The sequence below is a fragment of the Pseudoalteromonas sp. Scap06 genome, from assembly GCF_013394165.1.
Taxonomy (GTDB): domain Bacteria; phylum Pseudomonadota; class Gammaproteobacteria; order Enterobacterales; family Alteromonadaceae; genus Pseudoalteromonas.
The window spans coordinates 394,806-409,452 of the sequence record NZ_CP041330.1 but is presented as its reverse complement, the minus strand read 5'-3'; the positions used below and the strand labels follow the sequence as shown (position 1 = coordinate 409,452).

The following is a 14,647-nucleotide window of genomic DNA, read 5'->3' as shown; positions in this document are numbered from 1 at the left end:
TCAAAGCCCAAACACACTAACCCCGCGGGGGTTATCGTCTTGAGCGGGGCAGGATTCTACAATAATTAGGGGGCTTTGCAAGTATTTTTTATAAATTAAAAAACTTTTCTCGGTAAACCTTTAATTCCATAATCGAATCTTTAATGTCGTCTAACGCTAAATGCGATCCTTTTTTATTCACTTGAGCCAACACATCTGGTTTCCAACGACGAGCAAGTTCTTTAATGGTACTGACATCTAAATTACGGTAATGGAAGAAGTCTTCAAGCTCGCGCATATACTTATTCATAAAGCGGCGGTCTTGGCCTATCGAGTTACCACACATAGGTGAAGCACCCGCTGGCACCCATTGCTTTAAAAACGCGAGAGTTTGTTCCACGGCATAAGCTTCATCAAACGTGCTTGCCTTACAGCGTGCCGTTAATCCAGATTTGCCATGCTGAGTTGTACACCACTCATCCATGCCATCCAGTAGTTCATCACTTTGATGAATGGCAATCGTTGGCCCTTCGGCTAATATATTCAGTTCAGCGTCAGTGACAACAGTTGCAATTTCAAGTATTTTGTCAGTCTCTGGTTCAAGTCCGGTCATTTCCAGATCGAGCCAAATTAAATTTGATTTATTAATAGTCATAATTACCTTAAACGGTGCTTTTCTTTAGATCCAACGCATTTCGATATATCATATTAGCATCAACCGTCGAGCTAAAGCTTTTTTTGGCAAACTCGGCATTTAACTCAGGTTATAGGCCTCAAGTGGCAAAACAGAAAAAATTAAGTAAAGGCCAATCCCGTAGGATCAAGGCCAATCATCAAAAGCGTTTATCGAATGCCGATAAAAAACCGGCAAAAGTCGGCGCGCAAGAGTGGCAAACAGATAATTTAGGTCAAGTGGAAAATGCGATTGTTATTAGCCGCTTTGGGCAACATGCCGACGTAGAAACCCAAAATGGCGATGTTCTTCGCTGTAATATTCGCCGTACCGTATCAAATTTAGTATGTGGCGATGAGGTATTATTTCGTCGTGCAAAAGTAAGTGAAGGCGATTTAGCGGGGGTTATTGAAGCAACTCAAGAACGTCGTTCACAGTTAACGCGCCCTGATTTTTACGACGGTGTAAAAGTGATTGCCGCGAATATAGACCAAATTTTAATGGTATCAGCAGTATTGCCTGAGTTTACGCCAAGCATTATTGACCGCTATTTAATTGCCTGCGAAGACATGGGCATTGAGCCGATTTTAGTCCTTAATAAAATTGATTTAATTGATGAAACTGGTTTAAACGACATACAACAAATACTCGATATTTACCGTAAACTTAATTACCAAGTGCTGCTAGTTAGTAATATAACCGGCGAAGGCATTAATGAATTAAAAGAAGTACTTGTAGGCAAAAACAATATTTTTGTTGGCCAAAGTGGTGTGGGTAAATCTACCTTAGTAAACACTGTGCTGCCGGATGCTGAAATTTTGACTAAAGAAGTCTCTGAAAACAGCGGTCTAGGCCAGCACACCACCACAGTATCGCGTCTGCATCATTTACCAAGTGGCGGTAACTTAATTGATTCACCGGGTATTCGTGAGTTTGGTTTATGGCATTTAGATGTTGAACGAGTCACTTGGTGTTTTAAAGAATTTAGAGAGTTTATAGGTGGATGCCGTTTTAGAGACTGTAAACACTTAAACGATCCAGGCTGTATAATTCAGCAAGCAGTCGCTGATGGCGATATCTCAAAGTTACGCTTTGAAAGCTATCACCGTATTTTAGAAACCATGGCCGATGGCCGTGCCGGCGCGCGTGCGCCTCGCGTATAATTAGGGAAAAATCTGTGAGTTTAGATAAATTTAAAATCGCCATGCAATATGCTATGCCAAAGCACTTTATTTCTCGTGTAGTAGGTAAGCTTGCAGCTGCAAAAGCGGGCGCATTAACAACAACATTAATTAAATTATTTATTAAACAATACAAAATAAATATGAGTGAGGCTAAATATTCTGACCCTGCTCACTATAAAACCTTTAATGAATTTTTTACCCGCCCGTTAAAAGACGGTGCTCGTCCTATGGTTGAAGATGACGATATTATTATTCACCCTGTTGACGGCGCAATCAGCCAGCTTGGCGATATTGTTGACGGCCAACTAATCCAAGCTAAAGGCCATGATTACAGCTTACAAGCGTTGTTAGGTGGCTCACAAGACGACACAACGCCGTTTTTAGGCGGTAAATTTGCAACTATTTACTTGGCACCAAAAGACTACCACCGTATTCATATGCCAATTGATGGCACGTTAAGCAAAATGATTTACGTACCGGGCGATTTATTTTCGGTAAATCCACTTACCGCGCAAAACGTACCGAATTTATTTGCCCGTAACGAGCGTGTAGTAGCAATTTTTGAAACTGAAATTGGCCCGCTTGCTATGGTCCTTGTAGGCGCAACCATTGTTGCTAGCATAGAAACTATTTGGGCTGGCACAGTCACTCCACCAGCTGGCAGTGATGTGTTTAGCTGGAACTACCCAACTAAAGGCGAAAACGCGATCACCCTTAAAAAAGGGGAAGAAATGGGCCGCTTTAAATTAGGCTCAACAGTTGTGCTTGCATGGGGTGCAGATAAAGCCGATATTTTTGATGATCAACGCCCTGAAACGGTAACCCGTTTAGGCACTGCGTTTGCAAAAATTAACGATTAAACAAATCGTTAATTAGAAATAAAAAACCGCGTTATTTAAACGCGGTTTTTTAATTTCTGTAGGTGTGGGGATTGCTGTTACGAACATATTCATAACGTTTCTCTAAAGCGTAGCGGCCTCTTAACCTCTTTGTGTATAACTTCCCTAAGACTTTATTGCACAAAGAGAAAAAAGTGGAGTAAATGAGAAGACACCAAAGATTAAAAGCGAGCAAGTAAAAGTTTTTACTTCCCATCACACTCTTTACAGTTTAAATCTTTAACTACTTTAAAATGCTGTTGCTTTAAGCTTAATGCGTCAAAGGTTATAAACAAACTCCCACCAAAATGGCCTAACAGCATATTAAGAGTTAGCTGTGCCTGCATAGAGCCAATTACACCAAGTAAGGGACTAATAACGCCCGCATTGTCGCAATTAACAACAGGGTTAGCATCATTTTGTGGAAATACGCAGCCATAGCAAGGGCTATCTGTTTGCCTAAAGTCAAAGCCCATTAATTGCCCTTGGGTTGCTAGCGCTGCTGCAGAAATTAGTGGTGTTTTGTTGTTTACGCAAAAACGATTGACGGTGTAACGAGTCGCAAAGTTATCAGAGCAATCAAGTACGATATCGGCGTTACTGAATAGTGCATCACTGTTAGCATCGCTCAACTTTTGCGAGTGAGTCACTATGTTTATTTGATTGTTAAGGCTCGCAAGCACCTTCCCTGCTGCATTTACTTTTTGCTGCCCTAAGTGATTCACTTTATACAGTATTTGCCGCTGTAAATTAGAGAGTTCAACGGTATCGTCATCAATTAATATTAGTGTGCCGATACCAGCAGCTGCTAAATAAAGTAGCGCAGGGCTTCCTAGCCCGCCTGAACCTACCACAGCAACGGTTGCCGCTTTAAGTGTTAACTGCCCCTCAAGCCCCACCTCTTTTAATAATAAGTGGCGGCTATAACGTAGAGTTTCTTTGTCGCTGAGCTGCTGCGTTTGCATGTTAGCAGGCATTCTCATTTATCACCGATTTTAAGGTATTGATTGCCTCTACATAATCATCAGCCTCGGTAATAGCACGTACCACGGCTACACTGCCCACGCCCGTTTTAGCAACCTCTTGCGCCCTATTTAAATCAATTCCACCAATAGCCACAGTAGGATAACTTTGCATTAATGGCACAAATCGAGTTAGTTTTTCAAGCCCTTGTATCTGGCCTGTCATATCTTTGGTGGTAGTAGGGTAAATCGCGCCAAAGGCCATGTAGCTTGGACGGTAATTATGCGCCCGAAGCATTTCATAAAAGCCATGGGTAGAAAGCCCAAGTCGCAGGCCTGCTTCTTTTATGGCCGCTAAATTTGCGCTCTCTAAGTCTTCTTGTCCTAAATGCACACCATAGGCGCCATGTTTGATTGCCAGCTGCCAGTAATCGTTAATAAACACATGCGCACTGTATTGCTGACCCAAAGCGACCGCGCTTGCGACTAATTGTTCAAGCTCATCTTCGCTTTTATTTTTAACTCTTAACTGCGCTGTTTTAATACCATTTTGTAAGCATTTTTCTAGCCACTCTACGCTATCGACTACCGCATAAGCGCCAAGCGCTTTGCTTTCACACGCAGCAAAGTCAGCTGCCATATTAAAATCAAGCGGTACATCAAAGTCTAGTTCATCACCCAACCAACTACCCGCTTCAATCACTTGAGGATAGTGCGCTAGGTCAGTCGGAAACGACGTTTGTGCAACAGGGCCGATCCCCTCGCCATAGCGAACTGATTGCTTTAAACCTTGGTTTATATAGGCTTTAGCTAAAATAAATGCATCTTTTAACGGGTAGTCTTTTGCAAGGCATGCAGCAATAACAGACGCCATACTACAGCCAGTGCCATGATTGTGCGGAACCTGAATTTTTTCATTACCCAACCAGTACTCTTCATTACCTTGTGAGCAGTAATCAATACAGTAACCACTTGGGTAATCCCAATGCCCGCCTTTTATAACCACCGCTTTGGCACCCCATGCCATTAGTTTGCTTGCTGCTTCTTTAATTGCTGCGGGGCCAATTAAATACACACCTGTTAATAACTGTGTTTCATGGGTATTAGGGGTAATTACATCCACCAGTGGTAATAGGCATTCTTTAATCGCGCTTACAGTGTCTTCTTCTGTTAGTAAGTCACCGCTTGAAGCAATAGCCACGGGGTCGTACACAATCACCGGCGGGGTTGGCCACTTCGCTTTGTAATGGCTAATATGCTCACTGATCAATTGAATTTGCTGCACGTTAGCTAACATACCAATTTTAATTACTTTGGCTTTCATGTCTTTTTCGAGTGCCAATAACTGCGACTCAATCACATCAGTAGAGACAGCATTAATCGCCTCAACACCTAAACTGTTTTGTGCTGTTAGTGCGGTAATCGCAGTACAACCGTGCACACCAAAGCTTTGCATTGCTTTAATATCAGCTTGAATACCTGCGCCACCGCCGGAGTCTGAGCCCGCAATCGTCCATACTACATTGTTCATAATGACCTACTTCCTAATTTTTTACGTTTGATGCCAAAATGGCATACCCATTGTGGGGGTTGATGGGGCCGCAACGTCTTTTTCTGGCATTGCTTTGGCGTTATAAGCAAAGCGCCCTGCTTCAACAGCTGCTTTAAATGCACGTCCCATGGTAATAGGGCAACCCGCGCCCGCTATGGCTGAATTTAATAATACCGCATCATACCCTAATTCTAAGGCTTGGCAGGCATGCGATGGTAAACCTAACCCAGCATCTACAATTAATGTGCTGTTAGGTAAACGCTCCCGTATCGCCTTTAAGTTATAACTATTTAATAATCCCTTACCGGTACCAATTGGCGCGCCCCATGGCATTAGCACCTCGCAGCCTAATTCATCTAAACGTTGGCAAAGCACTAAGTCATCGGTGCAGTAAGGCAGTACTTTAAACCCATCTTTAATTAAAATCTCAGTGGCTTCAAGCAGAGCAAAAGGATCTGGCTGTAAGTTATAGTCATCGCCAATTAATTCCAGCTTTATCCAATCGGTAGCAAATACTTCTCGACACATTTTAGCTAAATTAATGGCCTCTTTAACACTGTGGCATCCTGCTGTGTTAGGTAAAACTTTGAGCCCTGTATTCTTTATAAGTTGCCAAAAATCATCTCCTGCAGCTACGCTTTGCTGGCGACGTAAAGACACAGTAACAATATCCGCTCCTGAAGCATTAATTGCTTTAGTCATCGTCACGGGAGATGGGTAAAGCGCAGAGCCAATCAGTAATCTACTTGAAAATTGCTCGCCATAAATAGTGATATTATCGGGAGGTAACATAATGGTTACCCTCCTTGAATCGGAGATAACACATCAATGCAATCACCATCATTAAGTGTGTAGTTAGCATGTTGCTCTTGAGGTACAAACTGGCCATTAATGGCTACTGCAAACGGTGCTTTAGCACCATACTCAATTAAACACTGTTTTAGTTCGCTTCTTGTTAGGGTGAGCGCTTTACCATTAATTATTATATCCATCATTCCTCACTCTATTCTGGCAACAGCATCAGCAACTAAACTCGGCGCGAGCATGTAGCCATGGCGGTATAATCCATTAATACTAATTACCTGCCCTAATTGTGTAACTTGTGGGCAGTTATCGCTAAACGCAGGTCGAAGCCCGGTTTGAATATTTAACAGTCGAGCCTCGGCAAAACCGCTGTGCACTGTATAAGCGGCTGAAAGTAACTCCAACGTTGAACGCACCGTTGCCGCCCCGCTATCTTGAGACTCAATTTCGGTGGCACCAATCACATATTCATGATTCGGCTTAGGTGCTATATAAATAGGATAACGCGGATGCATTAACCTCACTGGCCGAGATAAATTAACCTCGGGTGCATAGAGTCTTGCCACTTCCCCGCGCACGCCTCGAAGGGGCTGATCTTGTTTGGCTCCAAGCCCTCGACAATCAATAATGTAATCAAACTCTCGATTATTCACTTTGTTATCAAAGATGCTGGCGCGCTGATTAAATACAAACTTTACTTTGCGCTTATTTAGCAACCTAAAACTGGCTTTGTAAAAGGCTTGGTTATCTATTTGTGCTTCACCGGGCAAAAATAGGCCTTGGCTAAATCGACCAGCCAGTTCAGGTTCTAGTTGCTCAATTTGCTGTGCATTAATTGCTTGAGCACTAAAATTTAGTAACGGTTTGATTCGCTGTGCAAAGCTTTGTAAGTCGCCTTTATCCTGCGGATGAGCAACCACTAGAGTACCTTGCTGTTGAAAAAATACCTCGCTATTTAGTTGTTCTAAAATAGCAGGCCATCGAGTAATAGAATCCACTCCCATTAAAGCCAATTCACGTTCACACATAACAGACTCAGCTAGGGGGGCTAGCATCGCTGCTGCCACTTTACCGGCACTGTTCTGAGTATGTTCATCATCGGCTTCAAATACGGTAACACGATGTTGCTTACTTAACTCAAGCGCGGCCAACCGCCCTGCTAAACCAAAACCCACCACAGCAATGTTATAAAACATAAACACTCCTACATTTAGCTGCGAGCTGCGGGTCTCTGGCTTCGAGCAACAAGGTGCTAAAATAAACATTTCGCTACTCGATGCTCGCAACCCGCAACCCGCAACCTATTTTATATTGCTTTATGGTAAATCTCTGAGCCTGTTTGCTTAAACTCTTCAGATTTGGCTTTCATCTCGGCCTCAACATCAACCATTTTGATTTCAATGGCATCACCCACGTTATTAGGATCAATACCGCGCGCTTCTAGATCTTTGGCGTAGTCGCGTACTTCTTGGGTTATTTTCATGGAACAAAATTTAGGGCCACACATAGAACAAAAATGCGCCACTTTGCCTGATTCTTGCGGCAGTGTTTCATCATGATATTCACGGGCGCGAACAGGGTCTAAACCAATATTAAATTGGTCATGCCATCTAAATTCAAAGCGCGCTTTTGATAGCGCGTTATCTCGCTCTTGTGCGCCTGGGTGACCTTTCGCTAAATCGGCGGCATGAGCGGCAATTTTGTAGGTAATAAGGCCTTCTTTAACGTCTTCTTTATTTGGCAAACCTAAATGCTCTTTAGGTGTTACGTAACACAACATGGCACAGCCATACCAAGCAATCTGCGCTGCACCAATACCCGAAGTAATATGATCATACCCAGGGGCAATATCTGTGGTCAGTGGGCCTAAGGTATAAAATGGCGCTTCGTCGCAATGTTTAAGCTGCTCATCCATATTGGCTTTGATCATATGCATAGGCACGTGTCCAGGGCCTTCTATGAACACTTGTACATCATGTTTCCAAGCTATTTTTGTCAGCTCCCCTAAGGTACGTAGCTCACTAAATTGTGCTTCATCGTTCGCATCGGCAATAGAGCCCGGACGTAAACCATCACCGAGTGAAAAACACACATCGTATTGTTTTAAAATTTCACAAATATCTTCAAAGTGAGTGTATAAGAAGTTTTCTTTGTGGTGCGCTAAACACCATTTAGCCATAATTGAGCCACCACGTGACACAATACCGGTTACGCGTTTTGCTGTCATTGGCACATAACGTAATAGCACACCAGCATGAATGGTAAAGTAATCAACGCCTTGTTCTGCTTGTTCAATCAGAGTATCGCGAAATATTTCCCAGGTTAGGTCTTCTGCTACGCCGTTGACTTTTTCAAGTGCTTGGTAAATTGGAACAGTACCAATAGGGACTGGCGAATTACGTACCAGCCATTCACGGGTTTCGTGAATGTAACGTCCTGTTGATAAATCCATTACGGTGTCGGCACCCCAACGGGTTGACCACACCATTTTTTCAACTTCTTCTTCGATAGATGAACCCACTGATGAATTACCTATATTGGCGTTAACTTTAACTAAAAAGTTACGACCAACAATCATAGGCTCGGTTTCTGGGTGATTAATATTGTTAGGTAAAATAGCGCGTCCACGAGCAATTTCATCACGCACAAATTCAGGAGTAATAAACTCAGGGATACTCGCGCCAAACGACTCCCCTTTATGCTGCGCAGCTAGTAACTCTTCACGTATTTGCGCACGCCCCATGTTTTCACGTATCGCTACATATTCCATTTCTGGGGTGACTATCCCTTGGCGGGCATAATGCATTTGGGTGACATTTTTACCTGCTTTTGCACGGCGTATTTTTGGAAGGTGTTCAAAGCGAATATGATCTAGCCCATCATCAGCCATACGCTGCTGTGCGAACTGTGAGGTTACCGACTCGAGTACTTCGGTATCATTACGGCTCTCAATCCATTGTTCACGGTATTTATTAAGTCCCTTGCGCACATCCAATTTAAATTCAGGATCGGTATACGGGCCTGATGTATCGTAAACACGCAGTGGTGCATTTGACTCATACACTGGGTTTTGTTCATCACCACCAATAAAAGTATCGCTCAATGTGATTTCACGCATACCCACACGTACGCCTTGCTGGCTACCTGCAACGTATACTTTATGGGAGCTTGGAAACGGCTGACCGGTTAAGTTATAAATATAATCTGATGCGGCCGCACGAGTTTCGCGACGGGTGGCTTTATTTGTTGTATTTGACATGACTTACCTCATTGCTAAAGGGTTGTCTTGTCAGATATTCCGCTGAGGAATAGAGAAAGATCGTAAAGTAGCTTTATGCGACTTTGCGGCCTAAGACGGAGGTTGCTTTTTTGTGCGCATAAAAAAAGACGCACAAGCGTCCTAGTTAGGCAGCTTGTTCCCTACGCAGGTATTAACCTGATCAGGTTCACGGATCCCGCTTTCGCGATCTCAGCCTAAATAAAACTTAGGCACTCCGACAAGTATTTGAATTGTTCGTTGATTTGATAATGTTTTGATCAAATCTGCGACGAGTGTACGCCAGTTGAAAATTCCCTGCAAGGGGCTGTTTTTCAAAACTCAAAAATTATTTTGGGATAAACACAAATTTTTGTTCAGCTTGCATTACCAATGTTTGGTCTTGCATGTTAAGCACTGCACCTTGCTGCAGAGCCTGTAAAAACTGTTGTTCAAACTCATCCAGTTCAGGGCCACATGATTTACGTGTCATACCTAATTTGCTTACGCTCAGGCTACTGTCTTCAAGTGAGCCTTCACCAAAGAACTTATTACATCCGGTAAAGCCGTTTATTTGTAGCGCATCGATAAAGCTCATTGATGCTTTAAAGGACGCGGGAATGGCCAAATCATCAACCTTTGATAATTGCCATTGTGTATATTTTAGCTGCTCAGTGGTAACTGTCCCTGTTGATGCGCAACCAACACATAAACCGATTATAAGCATCGGTATTGCTGCTAATTTCATGTTATTACAAACTTAGTGTCTAATTAATGTAATAGTATCAATATTTGTCAGGTTTATCCGTTAAAAATGCATATTTTAAATGTAAATTTTTGTTTAAAATTCATGCTATTTAAAACTATGCAACGGCTTGGAATAAGTCATCTATCTGTGGTGGTAAAAATGGACGACCTCTTTCATTAACTGATGTACCAATAACTAAGGCATTGAGCATCACTTTTTCATCTTGTTTGCGCACTACCGTTTGTTTAAATGCAAACTTAAGACGACTAATACGCACAGGCTCTACCGCCACATAAAACTCATCTCCAGGCAATAGGGAATGTTTGTAATCCATTTCACTGCGCATCACCACTAAGTTAATTTTATCTTTTGCAAGCTGTGCAAAATCAACGCCGTGTGCGTATAAAAACTCGTGGCGAGCGTGCTCAAGATAATTAAAATAAACACTGTTATTTACAATACCTTGTAAGTCACATTCGTAGTCGCGCACCTTAAAGTCTACTTTAAAGGCCATATTAGTAATCCCAATTATTTAACGTATAATTGTCGCGTTTATAGCACAAGTGTTGAAATAATTGCTACCATACAAGTCCCTAAAATGGAGTTAAGTAACCTAATGAACTTACGTTTGTCTTTAATTACAGCCACGTTATTACCCCTGCTCGCAGCACCTATATATGCTAACGCAGATGACACCGAACTAGAGAAAATCATTGTTACCGGTGACTTTCAGCAAGAAAGCATTCAAACATTAAGCGCCAGTGCCAGCTTATTTTCTGAAAATGAAATGAATCAACGTGGTGCAACGTATTTAGACGAAATGTTAGCCAGTGCAGCCAATGTAAACTTTGCTGCTGGTGCGTCTCGCGGTCGTTATATTCAAATTCGCGGTGTTGGTTTACGCTCGCAGTTTGTTGACCCGATAAATCCATCTGTGGGCTTAGTAATTGACGGTATTAATTATTCAGGCTTAGGTGGTAGTTCATTATTGTTTGATATTGACCAAGTAGAAATTTACCGCGGTCCTCAAGGTACACGTTTTGGTGCAGATGGTATGGCGGGCATGATCCAAATGCAATCAGCTAGTGCAACCAGCGACCCTAGCTTAAAGTTACATTTAGGTGCCGGCACTTATAACAGCCACGAAGCAGGCCTTGCTGCTAGTACAGGTTTAACAGATGACACCAGTGCCCGCGTTAGCTACTTTCGCAGAAAGTCTGACGGCTACGTCGATAATATTTATTTAGATAAACCCACTCAAGATCAAGATGAGCAAGTTGCACGCTTTAAATTAAACAGCCAGCTTACAGCTCATTTAAATTCAGAACTTAACCTGCATTATATTGATATTAATAACGGTTACGATGCATTTACTCTTGATAATTCTCGCAACAGCCTTGCTGATCAACCAGGCGAAGATAATCAACAAAGTTATGCTATTGGCCTGAATAATACTTACACTGGTTTTGATGCCTTTGATGTGAGCTTAAACCTTTCAGCTATTGATACAGAACTTTTTTATAGCTTTGATGAAGACTGGGTGTGTAACGATACTAATAAGCCGCAATTATGTGCCGCCGGTTTACATCCTTATGGTTATAGTTCAACAGATATTTATAGCCGCGATCGTGATGATCAAGCGCTCGACCTGAAATTTACTGGTAAAGCAGGTAACTGGGTTGCGGGTATTTACTATCAAAACCGTGATGTGGATTTAGAGCGTCAATATACGTGGTTAGCCAATCCGTTTGCTTCAACCTATGAAACTAATAACATTGCAGCTTATGGCCAATTAGCCACATCAATAGGCCCAAAAACTACGCTTATTACTGGTTTACGAGTTGAGCAATACCAAGGTGATTACACCGATAGTAACGGCTTTATTGAAGAAACTGATGATATTATGCTCGGTGGTAAAATTGCACTTGAATACCAAGTTATTGACCGCACTATGATTTATACCAGTATCACCCGCGGTTACAAAGCCGGTGGTATTAATTCAGAAGCGCTAGCAAAAGCAAAAGATGAAGGTTTAAGCTTAGATGCTGATTTTTTCAAACAGCATACCAGCTTTGATCCAGAGTACTTATGGAGTGGTGAGTTTGGTGTTAAAGGCTCATCGCTAGATGACAAGTTTACTCTGCGTTTAGCTGCTTTTTATATGCACCGCGATAATATTCAATTAAAGTCGTGGCAAGTATCAGATCAACAATTTACCGGTTATGTCGCCAATGCCAGCTCTGGCAGCAACTACGGCCTTGAAATTGAAGGTAGCTACTTACTTACTGATAATTTACTCATTAGTGGTAGTGCTGGCTATTTAGATACGAAAATAAACGACTTTGTGACTAAATCGGGCTTAAACCAAGATGGCCGCGAACAAGCACAAGCGCCTAAATATCAATACGCATTTAGTGCACGCTACAATGTTACTGATGAGCTATATGCAATGTTAGGCGTTGAAGGCAAAGACGATTATTACTTCTCAGACAGCCATAATGCACAGGCTCCAAATACAAACTTAGTGAATGCAAGCCTTGGTTACGAGGCTGAAAGCTGGGCAGTTCGTGCATGGGCACGTAATGTGTTTGATGAAACCGTTCCAACTCGCGGTTTTGAATTTGGTAACAATCCGTTAGATGGCTATACAAGCCAAACTTATATTCAACTAGGTGAGCCACGTGTAGCCGGCGTTACGTTTACACTTAATCTGTAATACAGCGAACCAGTTGTCAGTTCGAGAATAGAAAACACCGCGTTTAATGCAAACGCGGTGTTTTAGTTTTGTGTAGGCGAGTAGCTTGATGCAGCGCACGCAATCCAAATGGTTAAAGCAAAGTACAGTTAAAAATGTAGCCTTCAGGTTTTGGCGGTCAGCAAAAAATTAACCAAGCATTGTATTTAGATTTTATATAGGCGGGAACGCACATCAGCTCGAATCTCGCCGCCCGAAGCTCGTCGCCAGTCACCCGAAGCGATAATTCACCTAAGCTCTTGCCACATCAAACGCAATCACTTCTTTTATTTTTTGTTTATTGGTTGCTAGCATCACGAGTCTATCAATCCCTAATGCAACCCCCGCACATTGCTCTAAACCATGTTCCAATGCCTCAATTAAACGCGTATCAATAGGAACTTGCTTTAAGCTGTTAGCAGCACGATAGGTGTTGTCTTCGTTAAACCTTTTTGCTTGTTCTTTAGCATTAGTGAGCTCATTAAAGCCGTTAGCCAGTTCCATATTTTTATAATACAACTCAAAGCGCCCTGCTACTCGCTCATCGTGTTCACAAATTTGTGCCAGTGCCGCTTGTGATGCTGGAAAGTGATACACAAAACAGGGAATTTCTTGGCCAATAGTCGGCTCTACTTTCATACAAAATAATAATTGCAGCAAGGTATCTTTATGAGTCTCGTTTTTAGCAATATCAGCAAAGCCATGTTCGCATGCGAGTTGTTGTAACTGCGTGATAGAGGCAGTTAATGGATCGACCCCTAACGCGCGTTCAAATGCCTTTTGGTAGGTAACGCGCTCTGCAGGAGCAACCTCAAGAATGAGCTGCATCAGCTGATCTATTTCGTCCATTAAAGCAAATTCGTCAAACCCAGGCCGATACCATTCGAGCATAGTAAATTCAGGATTATGATGACTGCCCGCTTCTTCATTTCGAAATGCCTTACAAAGCTGAAAAATAGCGCCTGAGCCGGCCGCTAACAAGCGTTTCATCGCAAACTCTGGAGATGTTTGTAAAAACAGGGGTAGCCCACCAGCATGGCCTGGGCCCACAAATGTAGTATTAAAGCTGGCTAAATGTACATCGGTTACACTGGCAGCACTTAAACTCGGTGTTTCGACTTCCATTACATTACGCTCATAAAAGAATTCCCGAATGCTGCGCATAATTGCTGCGCGTTGCTTAAGTATTTCTATGCTGGCACTCGGCTTCCAAAGATCTGCTGACATATTTTCTCCAAAAAAAATCCCAGCTTAAGCCGGGATTTAATTAATAAGACGCGTTGCTGCTTACTTAACACGGCTCACGTATTCACCATTACGAGTGTCTACTTTAATTACTTCGCCAATTTGTACGAATAATGGAACACGTACTACAGCACCTGTGCTAAGCGTTGCTGGTTTACCACCCGTGCCCGCTGTATCACCTTTAAGGCCCGGATCAGTTTCAGTGATCTCAAGCTCAACAAAGTTTGGTGGAGTTACAGCAATTGGGCTGCCGTTCCATAATGTAATAGTACATACATCGTTTTCAACTAACCATTTTCCAGCATCGCCCAGTGCTTTTTCGTCAGCAGCGATTTGTTCAAATGTTTCATTGTTCATGAAATGCCAAAATTCACCGTCTGTATATAGGTACGCTAAATCGGTATCCATTACATCAGCACCTTCAACCGATTCACCCGATTTAAAGGTTTTTTCAAGTACCTTGCCAGAGATAAGCTTACGGATACGAACACGGTTAAACGCTTGGCCTTTACCCGGTTTTACCATTTCATTTTCTAAGATACTGCAAGGTTCGCCGTCCATCATAATTTTTAGGCCGCCCTTGAACTCGTTGGTGCTATAATTCGCCATCGTTTCCTCTATTTATATTTTTC

Annotated in this window: 14 protein-coding genes and 1 riboswitch; of the genes, 3 read left to right on the top strand and 11 right to left on the bottom strand. The window is 42.4% G+C overall.

Annotated elements, in window-relative coordinates; all coding sequences use genetic code 11:
- Positions 1-88: 88 nt before the first annotated feature.
- On the bottom strand, positions 89-634 hold the full coding sequence (orn, locus tag FLM47_RS01865; RefSeq protein WP_178954804.1) for an oligoribonuclease: 546 nt from the start codon (positions 632-634) through the stop codon (positions 89-91).
- 122 nt (positions 635-756) lie between these two features.
- On the opposite strand from orn, the gene rsgA reads away from it, so the two are divergent.
- Together rsgA and asd are read left to right on the top strand one after the other, a co-directional pair.
- On the top strand, positions 757-1,815 hold the full coding sequence (gene rsgA / locus FLM47_RS01860) for a small ribosomal subunit biogenesis GTPase RsgA (protein WP_138607092.1): 1,059 nt from the start codon (positions 757-759) through the stop codon (positions 1,813-1,815).
- Between the two features lie 14 nt (positions 1,816-1,829).
- Positions 1,830-2,696, top strand: a complete 867-nt coding sequence (gene asd, locus FLM47_RS01855) for an archaetidylserine decarboxylase (protein WP_178954802.1) — start codon at positions 1,830-1,832, stop codon at positions 2,694-2,696.
- A 224-nt stretch (positions 2,697-2,920) separates the two neighbouring features.
- Here the strand turns inward: asd and FLM47_RS01850 are convergent, their stop codons facing one another.
- The 8 genes from FLM47_RS01850 to FLM47_RS01815 form a co-directional block, all read right to left on the bottom strand.
- Positions 2,921-3,697, bottom strand: coding sequence for a HesA/MoeB/ThiF family protein (locus FLM47_RS01850; RefSeq protein ID WP_178954800.1), 777 nt, complete (start codon positions 3,695-3,697; stop codon positions 2,921-2,923).
- Complete coding sequence (gene thiE / locus FLM47_RS01845) at positions 3,681-5,207, bottom strand: thiamine phosphate synthase (RefSeq protein ID WP_178954798.1); 1,527 nt, start codon at positions 5,205-5,207, stop codon at positions 3,681-3,683. Before thiE ends, FLM47_RS01850 begins: the two co-directional genes overlap by 17 nt.
- Positions 5,208-5,228: 21 nt before the next feature.
- Positions 5,229-6,020 (bottom strand): thiazole synthase, encoded by a 792-nt coding sequence (locus tag FLM47_RS01840; protein WP_178954796.1) that lies wholly within the window; start codon positions 6,018-6,020, stop codon positions 5,229-5,231.
- A gap of 5 nt (positions 6,021-6,025) precedes the next feature.
- Positions 6,026-6,220, bottom strand: a complete 195-nt coding sequence (gene thiS / locus FLM47_RS01835) for a sulfur carrier protein ThiS (protein ID WP_171039615.1) — start codon at positions 6,218-6,220, stop codon at positions 6,026-6,028.
- 6 nt (positions 6,221-6,226) lie between these two features.
- Positions 6,227-7,228: an FAD-dependent oxidoreductase gene (locus tag FLM47_RS01830; protein ID WP_178954794.1), complete on the bottom strand. Its 1,002-nt coding sequence runs from the start codon at positions 7,226-7,228 to the stop codon at positions 6,227-6,229.
- A gap of 110 nt (positions 7,229-7,338) precedes the next feature.
- Positions 7,339-9,291: a phosphomethylpyrimidine synthase ThiC gene (gene thiC / locus FLM47_RS01825; protein WP_131690428.1), complete on the bottom strand. Its 1,953-nt coding sequence runs from the start codon at positions 9,289-9,291 to the stop codon at positions 7,339-7,341.
- Between the two features lie 141 nt (positions 9,292-9,432).
- Positions 9,433-9,539, bottom strand: a riboswitch (TPP riboswitch).
- A 98-nt stretch (positions 9,540-9,637) separates the two neighbouring features.
- Positions 9,638-10,036 (bottom strand): META domain-containing protein, encoded by a 399-nt coding sequence (locus tag FLM47_RS01820; RefSeq protein ID WP_283235058.1) that lies wholly within the window; start codon positions 10,034-10,036, stop codon positions 9,638-9,640.
- 115 nt (positions 10,037-10,151) lie between these two features.
- Entirely contained in the window at positions 10,152-10,550 is a 399-nt protein-coding gene (locus tag FLM47_RS01815; RefSeq protein ID WP_131690427.1) for a thioesterase family protein, read from the bottom strand.
- A 102-nt stretch (positions 10,551-10,652) separates the two neighbouring features.
- Here FLM47_RS01815 and FLM47_RS01810 point away from each other — a divergent pair, with 102 nt between their 5' ends.
- Positions 10,653-12,752, top strand: coding sequence for a TonB-dependent receptor (locus tag FLM47_RS01810; protein WP_178954792.1), 2,100 nt, complete (start codon positions 10,653-10,655; stop codon positions 12,750-12,752).
- A gap of 270 nt (positions 12,753-13,022) precedes the next feature.
- Here the strand turns inward: FLM47_RS01810 and epmA are convergent, their stop codons facing one another.
- Together epmA and efp are read right to left on the bottom strand one after the other, a co-directional pair.
- The gene (epmA, locus tag FLM47_RS01805; protein ID WP_178954790.1) at positions 13,023-13,997 is read right to left on the bottom strand and encodes an elongation factor P--(R)-beta-lysine ligase; all 975 of its coding nucleotides are present in this window, start codon (positions 13,995-13,997) and stop codon (positions 13,023-13,025) included.
- 60 nt (positions 13,998-14,057) lie between these two features.
- A complete protein-coding gene (gene efp, locus FLM47_RS01800) occupies positions 14,058-14,624 on the bottom strand; it encodes an elongation factor P (RefSeq protein ID WP_010390517.1) in 567 nt (188 codons plus the stop codon).
- Positions 14,625-14,647 lie beyond the last annotated feature (23 nt).

Coding starts and splice junctions, on each gene's coding strand:
- orn (WP_178954804.1), bottom strand. CDS start 634: ATGACTATTAATAAATCAAATTTAATTTGGCTCGATCTGGAAATGACC.
- FLM47_RS01850 (WP_178954800.1), bottom strand. CDS start 3,697: ATGAGAATGCCTGCTAACATGCAAACGCAGCAGCTCAGCGACAAAGAA.
- thiE (WP_178954798.1), bottom strand. CDS start 5,207: ATGAACAATGTAGTATGGACGATTGCGGGCTCAGACTCCGGCGGTGGC.
- FLM47_RS01840 (WP_178954796.1), bottom strand. CDS start 6,020: ATGTTACCTCCCGATAATATCACTATTTATGGCGAGCAATTTTCAAGT.
- thiS (WP_171039615.1), bottom strand. CDS start 6,220: ATGGATATAATAATTAATGGTAAAGCGCTCACCCTAACAAGAAGCGAA.
- FLM47_RS01830 (WP_178954794.1), bottom strand. CDS start 7,228: ATGTTTTATAACATTGCTGTGGTGGGTTTTGGTTTAGCAGGGCGGTTG.
- thiC (WP_131690428.1), bottom strand. CDS start 9,291: ATGTCAAATACAACAAATAAAGCCACCCGTCGCGAAACTCGTGCGGCC.
- FLM47_RS01820 (WP_283235058.1), bottom strand. CDS start 10,036: ATGAAATTAGCAGCAATACCGATGCTTATAATCGGTTTATGTGTTGGT.
- FLM47_RS01815 (WP_131690427.1), bottom strand. CDS start 10,550: ATGGCCTTTAAAGTAGACTTTAAGGTGCGCGACTACGAATGTGACTTA.
- FLM47_RS01810 (WP_178954792.1), top strand. CDS start 10,653: ATGAACTTACGTTTGTCTTTAATTACAGCCACGTTATTACCCCTGCTC.
- epmA (WP_178954790.1), bottom strand. CDS start 13,997: ATGTCAGCAGATCTTTGGAAGCCGAGTGCCAGCATAGAAATACTTAAG.
- efp (WP_010390517.1), bottom strand. CDS start 14,624: ATGGCGAATTATAGCACCAACGAGTTCAAGGGCGGCCTAAAAATTATG.